The organism is Microvirga thermotolerans, assembly GCF_009363855.1.
Classification (GTDB): Bacteria; Pseudomonadota; Alphaproteobacteria; order Rhizobiales; family Beijerinckiaceae; genus Microvirga; species Microvirga thermotolerans.
This window is the reverse complement of sequence record NZ_CP045423.1, coordinates 2,118,604-2,133,799: the sequence shown is the minus strand read 5'-3', so window position 1 is coordinate 2,133,799 and position 15,196 is coordinate 2,118,604. Positions and strand designations below refer to the sequence as shown.

General features: G+C 68.0%; 15 protein-coding genes. 9 read left to right on the top strand and 6 right to left on the bottom strand.

Annotated features, from left to right (window positions below; translation table 11 throughout):
• Positions 1–81: 81 nt before the first annotated feature.
• The 6 genes from GDR74_RS09845 to GDR74_RS09820 form a co-directional block, all read right to left on the bottom strand.
• Complete coding sequence (locus GDR74_RS09845; RefSeq protein WP_152586150.1) at positions 82–906, bottom strand: alpha/beta hydrolase; 825 nt, start codon at positions 904–906, stop codon at positions 82–84.
• A 10-nt stretch (positions 907–916) separates the two neighbouring features.
• Positions 917–1,615, bottom strand: coding sequence for an ABC transporter ATP-binding protein (locus GDR74_RS09840; RefSeq protein ID WP_152586149.1), 699 nt, complete (start codon positions 1,613–1,615; stop codon positions 917–919).
• Positions 1,615–2,370 (bottom strand): ABC transporter ATP-binding protein, encoded by a 756-nt coding sequence (locus GDR74_RS09835; RefSeq protein WP_152586148.1) that lies wholly within the window; start codon positions 2,368–2,370, stop codon positions 1,615–1,617. The genes GDR74_RS09840 and GDR74_RS09835 overlap by 1 nt, the downstream gene beginning before the upstream one ends.
• Before the next feature lie 4 nt (positions 2,371–2,374).
• Positions 2,375–3,418 (bottom strand): branched-chain amino acid ABC transporter permease, encoded by a 1,044-nt coding sequence (locus GDR74_RS09830; protein ID WP_152586147.1) that lies wholly within the window; start codon positions 3,416–3,418, stop codon positions 2,375–2,377.
• A gap of 9 nt (positions 3,419–3,427) precedes the next feature.
• The gene (locus tag GDR74_RS09825) at positions 3,428–4,348 is read right to left on the bottom strand and encodes a branched-chain amino acid ABC transporter permease (protein ID WP_152586146.1); all 921 of its coding nucleotides are present in this window, start codon (positions 4,346–4,348) and stop codon (positions 3,428–3,430) included.
• Between the two features lie 136 nt (positions 4,349–4,484).
• Complete coding sequence (locus GDR74_RS09820) at positions 4,485–5,660, bottom strand: ABC transporter substrate-binding protein (protein ID WP_152587719.1); 1,176 nt, start codon at positions 5,658–5,660, stop codon at positions 4,485–4,487.
• Between the two features lie 288 nt (positions 5,661–5,948).
• Between GDR74_RS09820 and GDR74_RS09815 the strand changes: the two genes are divergently transcribed.
• The 9 genes from GDR74_RS09815 (at position 5,949) to GDR74_RS09775 (ending at position 15,089) form a co-directional block, all read left to right on the top strand.
• Positions 5,949–7,604, top strand: a complete 1,656-nt coding sequence (locus GDR74_RS09815) for a benzoate-CoA ligase family protein (RefSeq protein WP_152586145.1) — start codon at positions 5,949–5,951, stop codon at positions 7,602–7,604.
• Between the two features lie 55 nt (positions 7,605–7,659).
• Positions 7,660–10,014, top strand: a complete 2,355-nt coding sequence (locus GDR74_RS09810; RefSeq protein WP_152586144.1) for a bifunctional salicylyl-CoA 5-hydroxylase/oxidoreductase — start codon at positions 7,660–7,662, stop codon at positions 10,012–10,014.
• 1 nt (position 10,015) lies between these two features.
• Positions 10,016–10,783 (top strand): SDR family NAD(P)-dependent oxidoreductase, encoded by a 768-nt coding sequence (locus GDR74_RS09805; protein WP_152586143.1) that lies wholly within the window; start codon positions 10,016–10,018, stop codon positions 10,781–10,783.
• 1 nt (position 10,784) lies between these two features.
• Entirely contained in the window at positions 10,785–11,294 is a 510-nt protein-coding gene (locus tag GDR74_RS09800) for a MarR family winged helix-turn-helix transcriptional regulator (RefSeq protein WP_152586142.1), read from the top strand.
• Positions 11,291–12,127, top strand: a complete 837-nt coding sequence (locus GDR74_RS09795) for an enoyl-CoA hydratase family protein (protein WP_152586141.1) — start codon at positions 11,291–11,293, stop codon at positions 12,125–12,127. The genes GDR74_RS09800 and GDR74_RS09795 overlap by 4 nt, the downstream gene beginning before the upstream one ends.
• A gap of 1 nt (position 12,128) precedes the next feature.
• Complete coding sequence (locus GDR74_RS09790) at positions 12,129–13,337, top strand: acyl-CoA dehydrogenase family protein (protein ID WP_152586140.1); 1,209 nt, start codon at positions 12,129–12,131, stop codon at positions 13,335–13,337.
• On the top strand, positions 13,334–13,831 hold the full coding sequence (locus tag GDR74_RS09785; protein ID WP_210251014.1) for an acyl-CoA thioesterase: 498 nt from the start codon (positions 13,334–13,336) through the stop codon (positions 13,829–13,831). The genes GDR74_RS09790 and GDR74_RS09785 overlap by 4 nt, the downstream gene beginning before the upstream one ends.
• A gap of 8 nt (positions 13,832–13,839) precedes the next feature.
• Entirely contained in the window at positions 13,840–14,271 is a 432-nt protein-coding gene (locus GDR74_RS09780; protein WP_152586139.1) for a RidA family protein, read from the top strand.
• Positions 14,272–14,453: 182 nt separating this feature from the next.
• Complete coding sequence (locus GDR74_RS09775; protein WP_152586138.1) at positions 14,454–15,089, top strand: MarC family protein; 636 nt, start codon at positions 14,454–14,456, stop codon at positions 15,087–15,089.
• Positions 15,090–15,196: the final 107 nt, after the last annotated feature.

The window sequence follows — 15,196 nt, the reverse complement described above, 5'->3', positions numbered from 1 at the left end:
CGGATTCATCGGGCACGAACCGGCAGAGATCGCGACGCAGCGACCCCAGGCAAAGGCAAGCCGCTCGCAGGGCTTGCGGCCTCAGGCGCCGGCGGCGAGCGTCACGAGCGTCTCGACAAGGACGTCGCCCGGATCCGCGAGCCCTGCGATCACGTCGAAATGGTGCGCTCCCGGCACTTCGTGGACCCTTGCGACGGCCTCCATGGCGCTCCACTGCGCGACGAAGTCGCGGGACTGCCGCCGGAATTCGGCGCTCTCCGCGCCGCCGACCACGGCGACGATGCGGCTGTCGAGGGGAGGGGTGTCGTAGATCGGGCTCAGCCGCCGCGCCTCCTCGACCGTCAGGCCCAGCGCCCGATTGATGGAGGTGGGCACGAGGGGCACCAGGTCGAACAGGCCGGAGATCGGCATCCCCGCGGTAATCGGGCGCCGCAGGGCCTTCGGACTGCGCGCCATGAGGCAGGCGGTCAGGTGGCCGCCTGCCGAATGGCCCGTCACGACCAGCGCGCGGCCCAGCCGGTGCATCAGGAAATCGGCCGCGGTCTCCATCTCGGCCACGATTCCGCTCAAGGTGATCCCCGGTGCGAGATCGTAGCTCGGAACGGCGACGGTGAAGCCGCGCTCGTTGGCGCCGCGGGCGAGGTGGCTCGACGAGGACTTGTCGAGGGCCTGCCAGTAGCCCCCGTGGATGAACATGATCGCCGGTGCCCCTGCATCCCCGCCGGGGGGATGGAACAGGTCGAGCCGGTGCCGCCCGCCGGGACCGTAGGCGATGTCGAGCTCGCACCGCGCGGTCTCCCGGTAGGCCGCGGCATCCCGCTGCCACCCGGCAATGTGGCTGGGGTGGTCCGGGACCCGGGCCCGGTTGTTGTATTCCGCCTCGAGGTCGATCTCCGCCTGCGCCACGGCGCTCTCCTCACACGTGAAGATACCGGTCCATCAGGCTCTTGTCGGCCAGGAGTTCCGCGCTGGTTCCCGTCCAGACGGAGCGGCCCTTTTCGAGGATGACGTGGCGGTCCGCGAAGGCGGCGAGGGCCTTCACGTTCTTGTCGATGACGAGAATGGACTGGCGTTCCCCGCGCAGGCGCTTCAGGCAGTCCCAGATTTCCGCCCGGATCAGGGGCGCCAGCCCCTCCGTCGCCTCGTCGAGGATGAGGAGCTTGGGGTTCGTCATGAGGGCGCGGCCGATGGCGAGCATCTGCTGCTCGCCGCCCGAGAGCTGCGTGCCGAGGTTGAGGCGGCGTTCCTTGAGGCGGGGAAAAAGCTCGTAGACCGCATCCAGTGTCCACCGGCGCGCGCCGCTGCGGGCCGACGCGGTGGCGACGAGGTTCTCCTCGACGGAGAGAGTCGGGAAGATCTGCCGGCCCTCGGGGACGAGGCCGATCCCGGTCTGGGCCACCCGATAGGGGGCGAGGCCGGTGACGACGGCGCCGTCGAAGCGCACCTCGCCCGCCTGGGGGCGCAGGAGGCCCATGATCGAGCGGATGGTGGTGGTCTTGCCCATGCCGTTGCGCCCGAGCAGGGTCACGACCTCCCCGGCGCCCACGTCGAGCGAGACGTCGAAAAGGACCTGGGCGGCGCCGTAGGAGGCCTGGAGATTGCGGACGGAGAGCATCAGACCATCTCCTCCTCGCCGAGATAGGCGGAACGGACCTCCGGGTTGGCGCGGATCCGCTCCGGCGTGTCCGTGGCGACGACGCGGCCGTAGACGAGAACGCTGATCCGGTCGGCCAGAGAGAAGACCGCATCCATGTCGTGCTCGATGAGCAGGATCGTCGTCCGGCTCCGCAGGCGGCGGAGGACCTCCACCACGCGGCGGGATTCGTCATGTCCGGTCCCGGCCAAGGGCTCGTCGAGGAGAAGCAGCTTGGGCTCCGTCGCAAGGGCGATGGCAAGCTCCAGCTGGCGCTTCTCGCCATGGGACAGAAGCCCGGCGGGGAGATGGGCGCGCGGCGCGAGGCCGACGAGGCCGAGGCACTCCATGGCCGGCTCGTTGAGCCGCCTCTCCCGCGCGGCGTTCCCGAACAGGCGGTAGCTGGAGCCCGAGCGCGCCTGGACCGCCAGAGCCACGTTCTCGAGGGCGCTGAATCCCGGCAGGACCGAGGTGATCTGGAAGGAGCGCGCCAGGCCGCGCCGGACGCGCTCGTGCATCGGCAGGCGGGTGATGTCCTCGCCGTCGAAGACGATGCGTCCGGACACGGAGGAGGCGAGGCCGGAAATCTGGTGGATGAGCGTCGTCTTGCCCGCCCCGTTCGGGCCGATGATCGCGTGCACCTCTCCTTCGGGGATGGACAGGCTCACGTCGTCGGTGACGACGAGGGCGCCATAGGTCTTGCGCAGATTCTGCAGCTCGAGAAGCGGCTTCGTCATCGTCTCAGACCTCCCGGCGCTCGGGACGGGCGCGGCCGAGCAGGCCCATGATCCCTCCGCGCGCGAACAGCACAATGAGGATCAGGAGCGGTCCGAACACCATCTTCCAGTTGTCGACCAGCCGCGCCTGCAGGTCGGCGCTCAGCATGAAGCCTGCGAGGTGGAGAAGCTCCGGCAGGAACTCCTCCAGGAGGAGGAAGGCCGCCGCGCCCAGGATCGCTCCGTGCAGGGTGCCGAGGCCGCCGAGGATGACCATGAAGATCAGCTCGCCCGAACGCTGCCAGGTCATGAAGGAGGGGCTGATGAACTCGGCCTGGTTGGCGAGAAGGAAACCCGCGAGCCCCGCCATCATGCCGCTGATCACATAGGCCAGGAGCTGGAACCGGAACGGCTGGAACCCGATGGCCTCCATCCGGATCGGGTTCTCCTTCGCTCCCCGCAGGACCCGACCGAAGCGCGACGCGACGACGGCGCGGGAGAAAAGATAGGTTCCGAGCAGGCAGACGAACGTGATGCCGTAGAAGGCCCGGTCGTCCTTGAGAAGCGGCGCGCCCGCCACGACGCTGCGGGCGGAGAGTGTCATCCCGTCGTCGCCGCCATAGGCGGCGAGGGAGGTCGCGAGGAAGTAGAGCATCTGGCCGAAGGCCAGGGTGATCATGATGAAGTAGACGCCCTTCGTGCGCAGGGAGATCGCGCCCGTGACGGCCGCGAAGAGGGCGGACACCGCCAGCGCGACCGGGATCTGCACCAGGGCATCCTCCACGCCGTGGCTCGCCAGGATGCCGACCGCATAGCCTCCGATGCCGAGAAAGGCGGCATGCCCGAAGCTGACCATGGCGCCGTAGCCGAGGATCAGGTCGAGAGACATGGCGGCGAGGCCGAGGATCATCACCCGCGTGAGGAGGGACAGCACGTAGCCCTCGGCGCCCGACAGGGGCGCGAGGACGGGGGCCGCCGCAAGGGCCAGGAAGAGCACGAGCGGCACCCGCTCGATCCGCGGGGAGGGAGCGGAAAAGGAGGCGGGGCGCGTCTGGGCGATGTCCGTCATGGCTGCACCCTAGCGCTTGGCGGGGAAGAGGCCGGAGGGCCGGAAGAACAGGATGGCCGCCATGAAGATGTAGATGAGCATGGGAGCGACGGCGCGGCCCGTCTGGCTGGCCGTGGCAGGGTCGAGGAAGAACCGCAGGAGGTTCGGGGCGAAGGAGCGGCCCACCGTGTCTACGAGGCCGATGAGGATCGCGGCCAGAAAGGCACCCCGGATCGACCCGATGCCGCCGATCACGATCACGACGAAGGCAAGGATGAGGATGTTGTCGCCCATGCCCGGCTCGACGGAGAGGATCGGCGCGACCATGGCGCCCGCAAACCCCGCGAGCATGGCTCCGAAGCCGAACACCACCATGAACAGGCGCTGGATGTTCACGCCGAGCGCCGAGACCATCTGCGGGTTGGTGGCGCCAGCCCGCACCAGCATGCCGACGCGCGTGTGGCTGACGAGCACGTAGAGAAGTCCCGCCACCGCCAGCCCAGCCGCGATGATCGCGAGGCGGTAGACGGGATAGAGCAGGCCGTCGGCGATCTCTACGGAGCCCGAAAGAATTTCCGGCACGGGCACGTTGAGGGGCGCGGCGCCCCAGATGAACTTCACGGCCTGGTTCAGGAACACGATCACGCCGAAGGTGGCGAGCACCTGGTCGAGATGGTCGCGGTCGTAGAGATGGCGGAAGACGAGTACCTCCAGGAGGAGCCCGAAGGCGAGGGCGGTCGGCAGCGCGAGAAGGAGCCCCCAGCCGAAATTTCCCGTCCAGGCGGTGAATGCGGCCACGAGGTAGGCTCCCACCATGTACTGGACGCCGTGTGCCAGGTTGATGAAATCCATGACGCCGAACACGAGCGTGAGGCCCGCGGCGATGAGGAACAGGATGAGCCCGAACTGAAGGCCGTTCAGGGCCTGAATGAAAAAGAGGGTCGGTGTCATCGGCGCTTCATGGGCGATGAGGAGCGAAGCCGCCCGGGCGCTTCCCGTTTGCGCATCGGCCGCGGGCGGTCCGCTCTTCTCGCGTTACGACGGACCGTCCCGGGATTACCCGGGACGGATTGGGGAAAGGCGCGGCTCAGTTCGTCGCCGCGCATTCCTTCGCATAGGCGTCCGTGTAGTCGTCGAACACCTTTTCCTCGATTTCCGTCTGGAACTTGCCGTCGGGCCGCTTGGCGACCTTCACAAGGTAGAAGTCCTGGATCGGGAAGCCGTTCGCGCCGAACTTGAAGTCGCCGCGCAGGGACTTGAAGTCCGCCTTCTTGAGGGCGGCGCGCAGGGCGTCCTTGTCCTCGGTCTTGCCGCCGGTCGCCTTGAGGGCGCTGTCGATCAGGAGGGCGGCGTCATAGGCGTGCATGGCGTAGGAGCCGGGGACGCTGTTGTAGGCCGCCTCGTATTCCTTCACGAAGGCCTTGTTCTGCGGCGTATTCAGGTTCGGCGCCCAGTTGGAGCCGCCGTACATGCCGACCGCGGCGTCCTGCTGCGCGGGAAGCGTCGACTCGTCCACCGTGAAGGCCGACAGGAAGGGAATGCGGTCGGCGAGGCCGGCGGCGCGGTACTGCTTCACCAGGTTCACGCCCATGCCGCCCGGCATGAAGGTGAAGATCGCGTCGGGCTTCATGGAGGCGATCTTCGCGAGCTCGGACTGGAAGTCGAGCGTGTTGAGCGGAACGTAGGATTCCTCGACGATCTCGCCCTTGTAGTGGCGCTTGAAGCCCGCCAGCGCGTCCTTGCCGGCCTGGTAGTTGGGCGCCAGCAGATAGACCCGCTTGTAGCCCCGGTCCTGGGCGACCTTGCCGAGGACCTCGTGGTTCTGGTCGTTCTGGTACGAGGTGGCGAAGAAATACGGGCTGCAGCTCTTGCCCGCGAGGTTGGACGGGCCGGCATTGGTGCTGATGTAGAAGGTCTTGGCGTCGACGATCGGCTTGTGCACCGCGACGGCGACGTTGGAGAAGATCGGGCCGACGACGAAGTCGACCTTGTCCCGCTCCAGAAGGCCTTTGACCTTGGTGACGGCGACGTCGGGCTTCAGCTCGTCGTCGACGACGATCACCTCCACGTCGCGCCCGCCGAGCTTGCCGCCCAGGTCCTTGAGCGCGAGCTGGAAGCCGTCCCTCGCCTGCTGGCCCAGCACGGCGGAGGGGCCCGAAAGGGTCAGAAGCAGGCCGACCTTCAGCTTCTCCTGCGCCAGGGCCGGCGATGCCGCGAGGCCGAAGGCGGCTGCAAGGCCGAGGCTCTTGATTGTCAGGTTCATCATCAACTCCCGAATGGCTGTTCCCTGCGCGCGGTGTGCCGCGCTGCGCGTCTTTCATCTCCGGCGGGGCGAAGGCGGCCCCGTTCAAGCGCGGCAGTAATCTGCCGCAAATCGAGCCGTCCGAACACTCCCTTTCGGCGGCGCCGGGCTGCTCGGACCACCTCTCCGGGATTGCCAAGCATTATTTGAAGCTTTAAATAATTTTGGGAATTCTTCAAGCGGATTGTTCCGCTGAGGCCGGCGCATCGAACGACGCCGGCCCGAAGCGACCGGACAGAGGAACGGACGATGGCTTACACGGCTCATGTCGACACTTTCGCGAAAGACAACCTTCCCCCGCAGGATCAGTGGCCGACCTTCCTCTTCGACCGGCCCGAGCTTCGGTATCCCGAGCGCCTGAACTGCGCGGCGGCCTTCCTGGACCGCTGGGTGGAGGAGGGCAGGGGCGACGCCCCCTGCCTCATCAGCCCGACCGAGACGCTCACCTACCGGGAGCTCCAGGAGCGCGTGAACCGGATCTGCAACGTGCTCGTGGGCAAGCTCGGCTTCGTGCCCGGCAACCGGGTGCTCCTGCGCTCCGCCAACAACCCGACGATGGTCGCGCTCTATCTCGCGGTGCTGAAGGCCGGTGGGGTCGTCGTGGCGACCATGCCGCTCCTGCGCGCGAAGGAGATCGCCTATCCCGTCGCCAAGGCCAAGATCGCCATTGCCTTCTGCGACCACCGGCTCGCGGAGGAGATGGAGAAGGCGCGGGCCATGTCCCCGGACCTGCGCCACGTGGTCTACTGGGGCTCCGGCGCGACCGACAGCCTCGAGGCCCTGCTGGCCGACGCCTCGCCGGAATTCCAGGCAGTCGAAACGGCGGCGGACGACGTATGCCTCATCGGGTTCACCTCCGGCACGACCGGCGAGCCGAAGGGCACCATGCATTTCCACAGGGACATGCTCGCGGTCTGCGACGCCTATGCCGGCAACATCCTGCGAGCCGAGCCGTCGGACCGCTTCATCGGATCGCCCCCGCTCGCCTTCACCTTCGGGCTGGGCGGCATCGTCCTTTTCCCGATGCGGATCGGCGCCTCCACGGTGCTTCTGGAGAAGGCGGGGCCCGACGACCTGCTGCCGGCGATCGCCAAGTATCGGGCAACGATCTGCTTCACGGCGCCGACAGCGTACCGGGCCATGATTCCGAAGCTGAAGGACCACGACATTTCCAGCCTGCGCAAATGCGTCTCCGCAGGCGAGCCGCTGCCCAAGGACACCTTCAACGCCTGGAAGGCGGCGACCGGCATCAGCCTCATGGACGGCATCGGAGCCACGGAGATGCTCCACATCTTCATCGCGGCGCGTGAGGAGGAGATCCGGCCCGGAGCGACGGGAAAGCCCGTTCCCGGCTACGAGGCGAAGATCGTCGACGAGGAGGGGCGCGACCTGCCGCCCGGCTCCATCGGCCGCCTCGCCATCCGCGGCCCGACCGGCTGCCGCTATCTCGCGGACGAGCGGCAGCGGAAGTACGTCCAGAACGGCTGGAACATCAGCGGCGACACCTACCTCATGGATGAGGACGGCTACTTCTGGTACCAGGCCCGCTCCGACGACATGATCGTCTCCGCCGGCTACAACATCGCCGGTCCCGAGGTGGAGGCGGCGCTGCTCACCCATCCGGCCGTCGCCGAGTGCGGCGTGGTCGGCGTGCCCGATGCGGAGCGCGGCATGATCGTGAAGGCCTACGTCGTCCTGCGGGACGGCCATGCTCCCGGCCCCGAGCTGACGAAGGCGCTGCAGGACCACGTCAAGGCCGAGATCGCCCCCTACAAGTACCCGCGGGCCATCGAGTACATGGACAGGCTTCCCCGGACGCAGACGGGCAAGCTCCAGCGTTTCGCCCTGCGCCAGCTCGCGCAGCAGGGGGGTGAGACCGCCTCCAGCCGGGCTTCCGCCGCTTGATCTGGAATTGCTTTAAGCTTAAAATAATTTCCGTTCACTCTCGGGTGTGGCTCTCATGAAAACGGCAATCGTCGGCGGCGGCCCGGCCGGGCTCTACTTCGCGATCCTGATGAAGAAGCATCGGCCGGAGGCCGAGGTGACCGTCTACGAGCGCAACCGCGCCGACGACACCTTCGGCTTCGGCGTGGTGTTCTCCGATGCGACCCTCGACAATTTCGAGAGGTACGACCGGCCGAGCTACGAGCGCATCACCCGCGAGTTCGCGTACTGGGACGACATCGCCATCCACTTCAAGGGCACCGAGCACCGGATCGGCGGCAACGGGTTCTGCGGCTGCTCCCGCCGCACCCTTCTCCTCATCCTCCAGGACCGCGCGGCCGAGCTCGGCGTGAAGCTGCACTACGAGGCCGAGGTGGACGACGAGGCCCTGTTCGCGGATGCCGATCTCGTCGTCGTGGCGGACGGCATCAACAGCCGCTTCCGCGAGCGTTATGCGGACCACTTCCAGCCCGAGGTGGACCTGCGCCCCAACAAGTTCGCCTGGATGGGCTCCACCCGGCCCCTCGATGCCTTCACGTTCATCTTCCAGGAAACGGAATGGGGTCCGTTCATCGCCCATGCCTACCAATACGAGGCGAACCGCTCGACCTGGGTGTTCGAAACCGATCCGGAAACCTTCGAGCGCGCGGGGCTCGGCCACATGAGCGAGGCCGAATCCGCCGCCCTGATGGAGAAGGTCTTCGGCTGGTTCCTCGGGGGGCACAAGGTCCTGACGAACCGCTCCATCTGGCGCAATTTCCCGATGATCCGGAACAAGCGCTGGGTGCGCGGCAACATGGTGCTGCTCGGCGACGCGAAGGCGTCGGCGCATTTCTCCATCGGCTCCGGCACCAAGCTCGCCATGGAGGATGCCATCGCGCTCTACGAGGCGTTCCGCCGCGATCCTTCCGTCGACGGGGCGCTGGCGCTCTACGAGACCGGCCGGCGCGAGGAGGTCGAGAAGACGCAGCACGCCGCCGACGTTTCGCTCGTCTGGTTCGAGCACGTCGCCCGCTTCTGGGACTTCGACCCGGTGCAGTTCTCCTTCGGCGTCATGACGCGCTCGAAGGCGATCACCTACGACAACCTGCGCCTGCGCGCCCCCGACTTCGTCGCCGAGGTCGACCGGATGTTCGCGAAGCAGGTGCGGAAGGCAGGGTTCGACGTTCCCGTCGACAGGCCCGCGGCGCCCATGTTCCAGCCGCTCCGCCTGCGCGACATGGTTCTCGCGAACCGGGTCGTGATGTCGCCCATGGACATGTACTCGGCGGTGGACGGCGTTCCCGGCGACTGGCACCTGGTCCACTACGGCTCGCGGGCGACGGGCGGGGCAGGGCTCGTCTTCACCGAAATGACCTGCGTGTCGCCGGAGGCGCGGATCACCCTCGGCTGCACGGGCATGTGGAACGACGAGCAGGAGGCGGCCTGGAAGCGCATCGTGGATTTCGTCCACACCCATTCCGCCGCGAAGATCTGCCTCCAGCTCGGCCATGCGGGCCGCAAGGGCGCGACCAAGCTCATGTGGGAGGGAATCGACCGGCCGCTGGAGGAGGGGGCCTGGGACATCTGCTCCGCCTCGCCGATTCCCTATTTCCCGGACAGCCAGGTCCCGCGCGAGGTCACGCGGGAGGACATGGACCGGATCAAGGCGCAGTTCGTGGCCGCCGCCGAGCGCGGCGAGAGGGCCGGGTTCGACATGCTCGAACTCCACTGCGCCCACGGCTATCTCCTCGCCAGCTTCATCTCGCCGCTGACCAACCGGAGGACGGACGAATACGGCGGCTCCCTGGAGAACCGCCTGCGCTTTCCGCTCGAGGTCTTCGACGCCATGCGCGAGGTCTGGCCCGCGCACAAGCCCATGTCGGTGCGCATCTCCGCGACCGACTGGGCCGAGGGCGGCACGACCGGCGACGACTCGGTCGCCATCGCCCGCGCCTTCGCGGAGCATGGGGTCGATCTCGTCGACGTCTCCACGGGCCAGACCGTGCGGGAGGCCCGGCCGATCTACGGGCGCATGTTCCAGACGCCGTTCGCCGACCAGGTCCGCAACGAGGCCCGGGTCGCGACCATGTGCGTCGGCAACATCACCACGGCGGACCAGGTGAACACGATCCTCGCGGCAGGCCGCGCCGATCTCGTCGCCCTCGGTCGTCCCCATCTCGTCGATCCGTTCTTCGCCATGAAGGCGGCTGCCTGGTACGGGGCCGGCGACATCCATTGCCCGCCCCAGTACCTTCCGGGTAAGGACCAGATCTTCCGTAACTCCGTTCGCGACCGGCAGGACTTCGAGGATCTCAAGATCCGCGCCCGGCCGAAGACGCGGGCCGAGCTGAAGATGGAGGCGGGAGAAACGTCTCTCGCCGCGGAATGAGATGAGCGGAAACGATCTTCAGGGGCGCCACGCCCTCGTCACGGGCGGGGGGCGCGGCATCGGACGGGCCATCGCGGAGGCCCTGACGCAGGCAGGCGCGACCGTGACCGTCACCGGCCGCGATCGTGCCGCTCTCGAGAGTGCGGTGCGCCAGGGGGCCGCGCGCGGCTTCGCGGTCGCGGACGTGACGGACCGTGAGGCCGTCGTCGCGGCCGTTCGCGAGGCGGCCGCCGGACGCGGTCCCGTCGACCTGCTGATCGCCAACGCGGGCGCGGCGGAATCCCTGCCCTTCCTCAAGTCCGGGCCGGACGTGTTCCGCCGGATGCTCGACGTGAACCTCCTCGGGGTCGCCAACGCGGCCCAGGCGGTGCTCGGGTCGATGATCGAGCAGGGATTCGGGCGCATCGTCGCCGTCGCCTCGACGGCAGGTCTGAAAGGCTATCCTTATGTCACGGCCTATTGCGCCGCCAAGCACGCGGTTGTGGGGCTGGTCCGGTCGCTCGCCCTGGAAACCGCCCGGACGGGCGTGACCGTCAACGCCGTCTGCCCCGGCTTCACGGACACGGACCTCGTTGCGGAGAGCCTGGACCGCATCGTGGAGAAGACCGGCCGCAGCCGTGAGGAGGCGCTGGGCGAGTTCGTGAAGCACAATCCTCAGGGGCGTCTCGTCGATCCGAAGGAGGTCGCCGATGCCGTGCTCTGGCTGTGCGGCGACAACGCGCGCTCCGTCACCGGGCAGGCCATCGCCGTTGCGGGAGGGGAGATCTGACATGAGCGATCAGGCCATCCCTCTCGATGCCGAGACCAAGGCGGTCGAGATGCCCGAGGACCACCGCGACGAGCTTCGGCTGTGGCTGCGCCTCCTCACCTGTTCGAATCTCATCGAGGGTGAGGTGCGGCGCCGCCTGCGCGAGCGCTTCGACGTCACGCTTCCGCGCTTCGACCTGATGGCGCAACTCGACAAGGCCCCCGATGGGATGACCCTTTCCGACCTGTCCAGGCGGATGATGGTCTCGAACGGGAATCTGACCGGGCTCGTGGACCGGCTCGTCGCCTCCGGCCATCTCGACCGCCGGGTGTCCGAGTTCGACCGGCGGGCGCAGATCATCCGGCTCACGCCCGCCGGCCAGGCGGAGTTCCGGGCCATGGCCGCCGAGCACGAGTCCTGGATCGCCGAGCTGTTCGGTGACCTCACGCAAAAGGAGCAGCGCGACCTCATGCGCCTTCTCGCCAAGACCAAGCTTTCCGCCCGCCGCGCCATGTCGGGAGACGCGTCATGACCCATGCCGCCAATCCGGTCACGCTGCCGCTGTCGGAATATCGTCCGCGTCATTTCCTTCTCTCCGTCCAGGGGCCCGTGGCGACGGTCACGCTCAACCGGCCGGAGAGGAAGAACCCGCTCACCTTCGAGAGCTACCGGGAGCTGACCGACTTCTTCCATGCCTGCGCCAGGGACGAGGGGATAAAGGCCGTCGTGGTGACCGGCGCGGGCGGCAACTTTTCCTCCGGCGGCGACGTCTTCGAGATCATCGGCCCCCTGGTCGAGATGAACACGAAGGGGCTGACGGCCTTCACCCGGATGACCGGCGAACTGGTCAAGGCCATGCGCGCCGCGCCGCAGCCCATCGTCGCCGCGGTGGACGGGATCTGCGCCGGGGCCGGCGCGATCGTTGCCATGGCGTCGGACCTGCGTCTGGCGACACCGGCGGCGCGGGTGGCCTTCCTGTTCAACAAGGTGGGGCTGGCGGGCTGCGACATGGGCGCCTGCGCGATCCTGCCCCGGATCGTCGGGCAGGGGCGGGCCTCAGAGCTGCTCTATACGGGCCGTTTCATGAGCGCCGAGGAGGGCGAGCGCTGGGGCTTCTTCAACCGTGTCGTCGCAGCGGAAAGCCTCCTCGCCGAGGCCGGGGAACTCGCCCGCGCCATCGGCACCGGGCCGACTTACGCCAACACGATGACCAAGCGGATGCTCGCCATGGAATGGGCGATGTCCGTCGAGGAAGCCATCGAGGCCGAGGCGGTCGCCCAGGCCCTGTGCATGACGACGGAGGATTTCGCCCGCGCCTACCATGCCTTCGCGAGGAAGGAAAAGCCGGTATTCCAGGGAGACTGACGTGATCGATTCGAGCTATCTCTCCTGGCCGTTCTTCGAGGAGCGCCACAGACGCTACGCCCATGCGCTTGCGGAATGGGCGGATACGGCGCTGGAGGACAACGGTCACGAGGACGTGGACGCCACCTGCCGCGCCCTCGTGCGGCGGCTCGGCGAGGAGGGCTGGCTCAAGGCGGTCGTTCCGCAGGATTACGGCGGTCTGAGCCCGGCCTTCGACGTCCGCCTGCTCTGCCTGTCGCGGGAGACGCTGGCCTATCGGGACGGCCTTGCGGACTTCGCCTTCGCCATGCAGGGGCTCGGCACCGGCGCGGTGACCCTGTTCGGCTCCGACGCCCTGAAGCACCGCTATCTGCCCCCCGTCGCCCGCGGCGAAGCGATTGCCGCCTTCGCCCTGTCGGAGCCCGAGGCGGGTTCGGATGTCGCTGCCATGAGCACCACGGCGCATCCCGACGGACCCGGCCATGTGCGGATCGACGGGGTGAAGACCTGGATCTCCAACGGCGGGATCGCGGATCATTACGTGGTCTTCGCCCGGACCGGGGAGGGGCCCGGCGCCAAGGGCCTTTCGGCGTTCATGGTCGATGCGGACGCCCCCGGCCTCACCGTGGAGGACCGGATCGAGGTGATCGCGCCGCACCCCCTGGCGACCCTGCGTTTCGACGGCTGCCGCGTTCCGGTCGGACAGCGGATCGGCGCGCCGGGGGAGGGCTTCAAGGTCGCGATGGCGACGCTCGACGTCTTCCGGTCCACTGTCGGCGCCGCCGCCCTCGGCTTCGCGCGGCGGGCGATGGATGAGGCGTTGCGGCATGCCGCGACGCGGCGGCTCTTCGGAGCCCCCCTCGCGGATCTCCAGATGACGCAGGCGGCGCTCGCGGACATGGCGACCCTCGTGGATACGGCGGCCCTCGCCGTCTACCGCGCCGCCTGGACCAAGGACCAGGGCGCGCCGCGGGTCACGCGCGAGGCCGCGATCGCCAAGATGCACGCGACCGAGGCCGCCCAGACCGTGATCGACAAGGCGGTGCAGATCTTCGGCGGCGCGGGCGTACGCAAGGGCTCCAAGGTCGAGGAACTGTACCGGGACATCCGCGCCCTGCGGATCTATGAGGGCGCGACCGAGGTCCAGAAGGTGGTCATCGCCCGCGAGATGCTGAAGCTGCTCGCGGCACGCGACGCCGCGGGCGGACCGGTCGAGAGGGTCTCGGCATGACGGACGAGGCCATGGCAGTGCCGCGGGAGACGGCTGCCGCCGCGCGCCGGAGGGACCTTGCCGGGCCGGTGCCTGCCGGCGCCTGGCGGACGGAAGTTCCGGTCCGCTTCTCCCATTGCGATCCGGCCGGCATCGTCTACTTCGCCCGCTATTTCGACATGCTCAACGGCGTGGTGGAGGACTGGTTCTCCGAGGCGCTCGGCATCGACTACCACGACATGATCGGCCGCAGGCGCACGGGCCTGGGCTTCGCGAGCGCGGGAGCCGAGTTCCTCTCGCCCGGTTTCATGGGAGACCGGCTCACCTGCGCCGTCACCGTGGAGCGGATCGGCCGCTCCTCCCTTACGTTCCGCATCCATGCGAGTCGCGGCGACGAGCCTGTCTTCGCCGCCCGCCTCGTCATGGTCACCACATCCCTGGACACTCACCGCTCGATCCCGCTGCCCGACGATTTGCGCGCGGCGCTGGAGCGCTATTGGGAGAGCTGCAAGTGAAAACCGCCATGAGCGCGCAGGCGCCGTCCGACCGTTCCGATGTTCCCGAGATCCTGCACCCCAAGAACTGGCCTGTCCCGAAAGGCTATTCCAACGGCATGATGGCCGAAGGCCGGCTCATCGTGACCGGCGGCATCGTCGGCTGGGACGAGCACGGGGTCTTCGCGAAAGGGTTCGTCGCCCAGGCCCGGCAGACGCTGCTCAACATCCGCGCGATCCTGGAGGAGGGCGGGGCCGGGCCGCAGCACCTGATGCGGCTCACCTGGTACGTGGTCGACATCGACGACTATCTCGCCAACCTTCGCGATCTGGGAAGGGCGTACCGGGAGGTCATCGGCCCCCATTATCCCGCCATGGCGCTGGTGCAGGTGGTCCGCCTCGTCGAGAAGGAGGCCCTGGTCGAGATCGAGGCGACTGCCGTCGTCCCGAGCGGCGCCTGAGCCCCGAAGCTTCGAGACGAATGGGCCGTCCGGCACGGCGGACCGGAAGAGGGGCGTAGAGGCCTTCACCGAGAAGCGCCCGAGTCCCTGCTTGCGGCCGGCCTTTTTTCCTGGCACCGAGTGTGCGACCCCAAGCCACGGCCGCGCCGGACCTGTGCTATCGGCCGGGACGGAACTCCCCGATGCTCGAAGACCAGAATCTCCTGATCAACCAGTTCTTCACCCTCTGGGCCATGCTCGATCCGATCAGCCACCTTCCCCTCTTCCTCGGGGCGACGGCGGAGCTCGACCGCGGGGAGCGTCGCCGCGCGGCCACGATGGCGGTCGGGTTCGCCTTCCTCATCCTGGTGTTCTTCGGTCTGGCGGGGCAGTACCTCCTCCACGCGATGGGGATCTCCCTCGTCTCCTTCCAGATCGCGGGAGGGATCATCCTGCTCCTGTTCTCGATCTCGATGGTGCTTTCCGAGCCGCCCTCGGTGGAGAAGGTCAAGGCCGCCGCTTCCAGCAATGCCCTGAACGTCGCCGTCTATCCCCTGGGAACGCCGATCGTCGCCGGCCCCGGGGCCATGCTGTCCATCATCATCCTGACCGACAACAACCGGTTCACGCTGCCGCAGCAGATGTCGACCTTCGGCGTGCTCGCGGTGGTGCTCGGCATCCTCCTCGCGATCTTCCTCCTCGGCGACACCATCGGGCGCCTGATCGGCCGCGGCGGGACCAATGTGCTGCGCCGGGTCATGGGGGTGATCCTCGCCGCCCTGTCCGTGAACCTGATCGTCTCCGCCCTGGCCCAATGGCTGAACCTTCCCCCGATCTGAGGCCCGGGACGGTCTATCCCACGGGAAAGTGGAACAAGTTTCTTGATTAGCCGGCAACCTGATTGCCGGAAGGCTCCAAGGGGACTAAGCAGGATGTTTGGATGCCG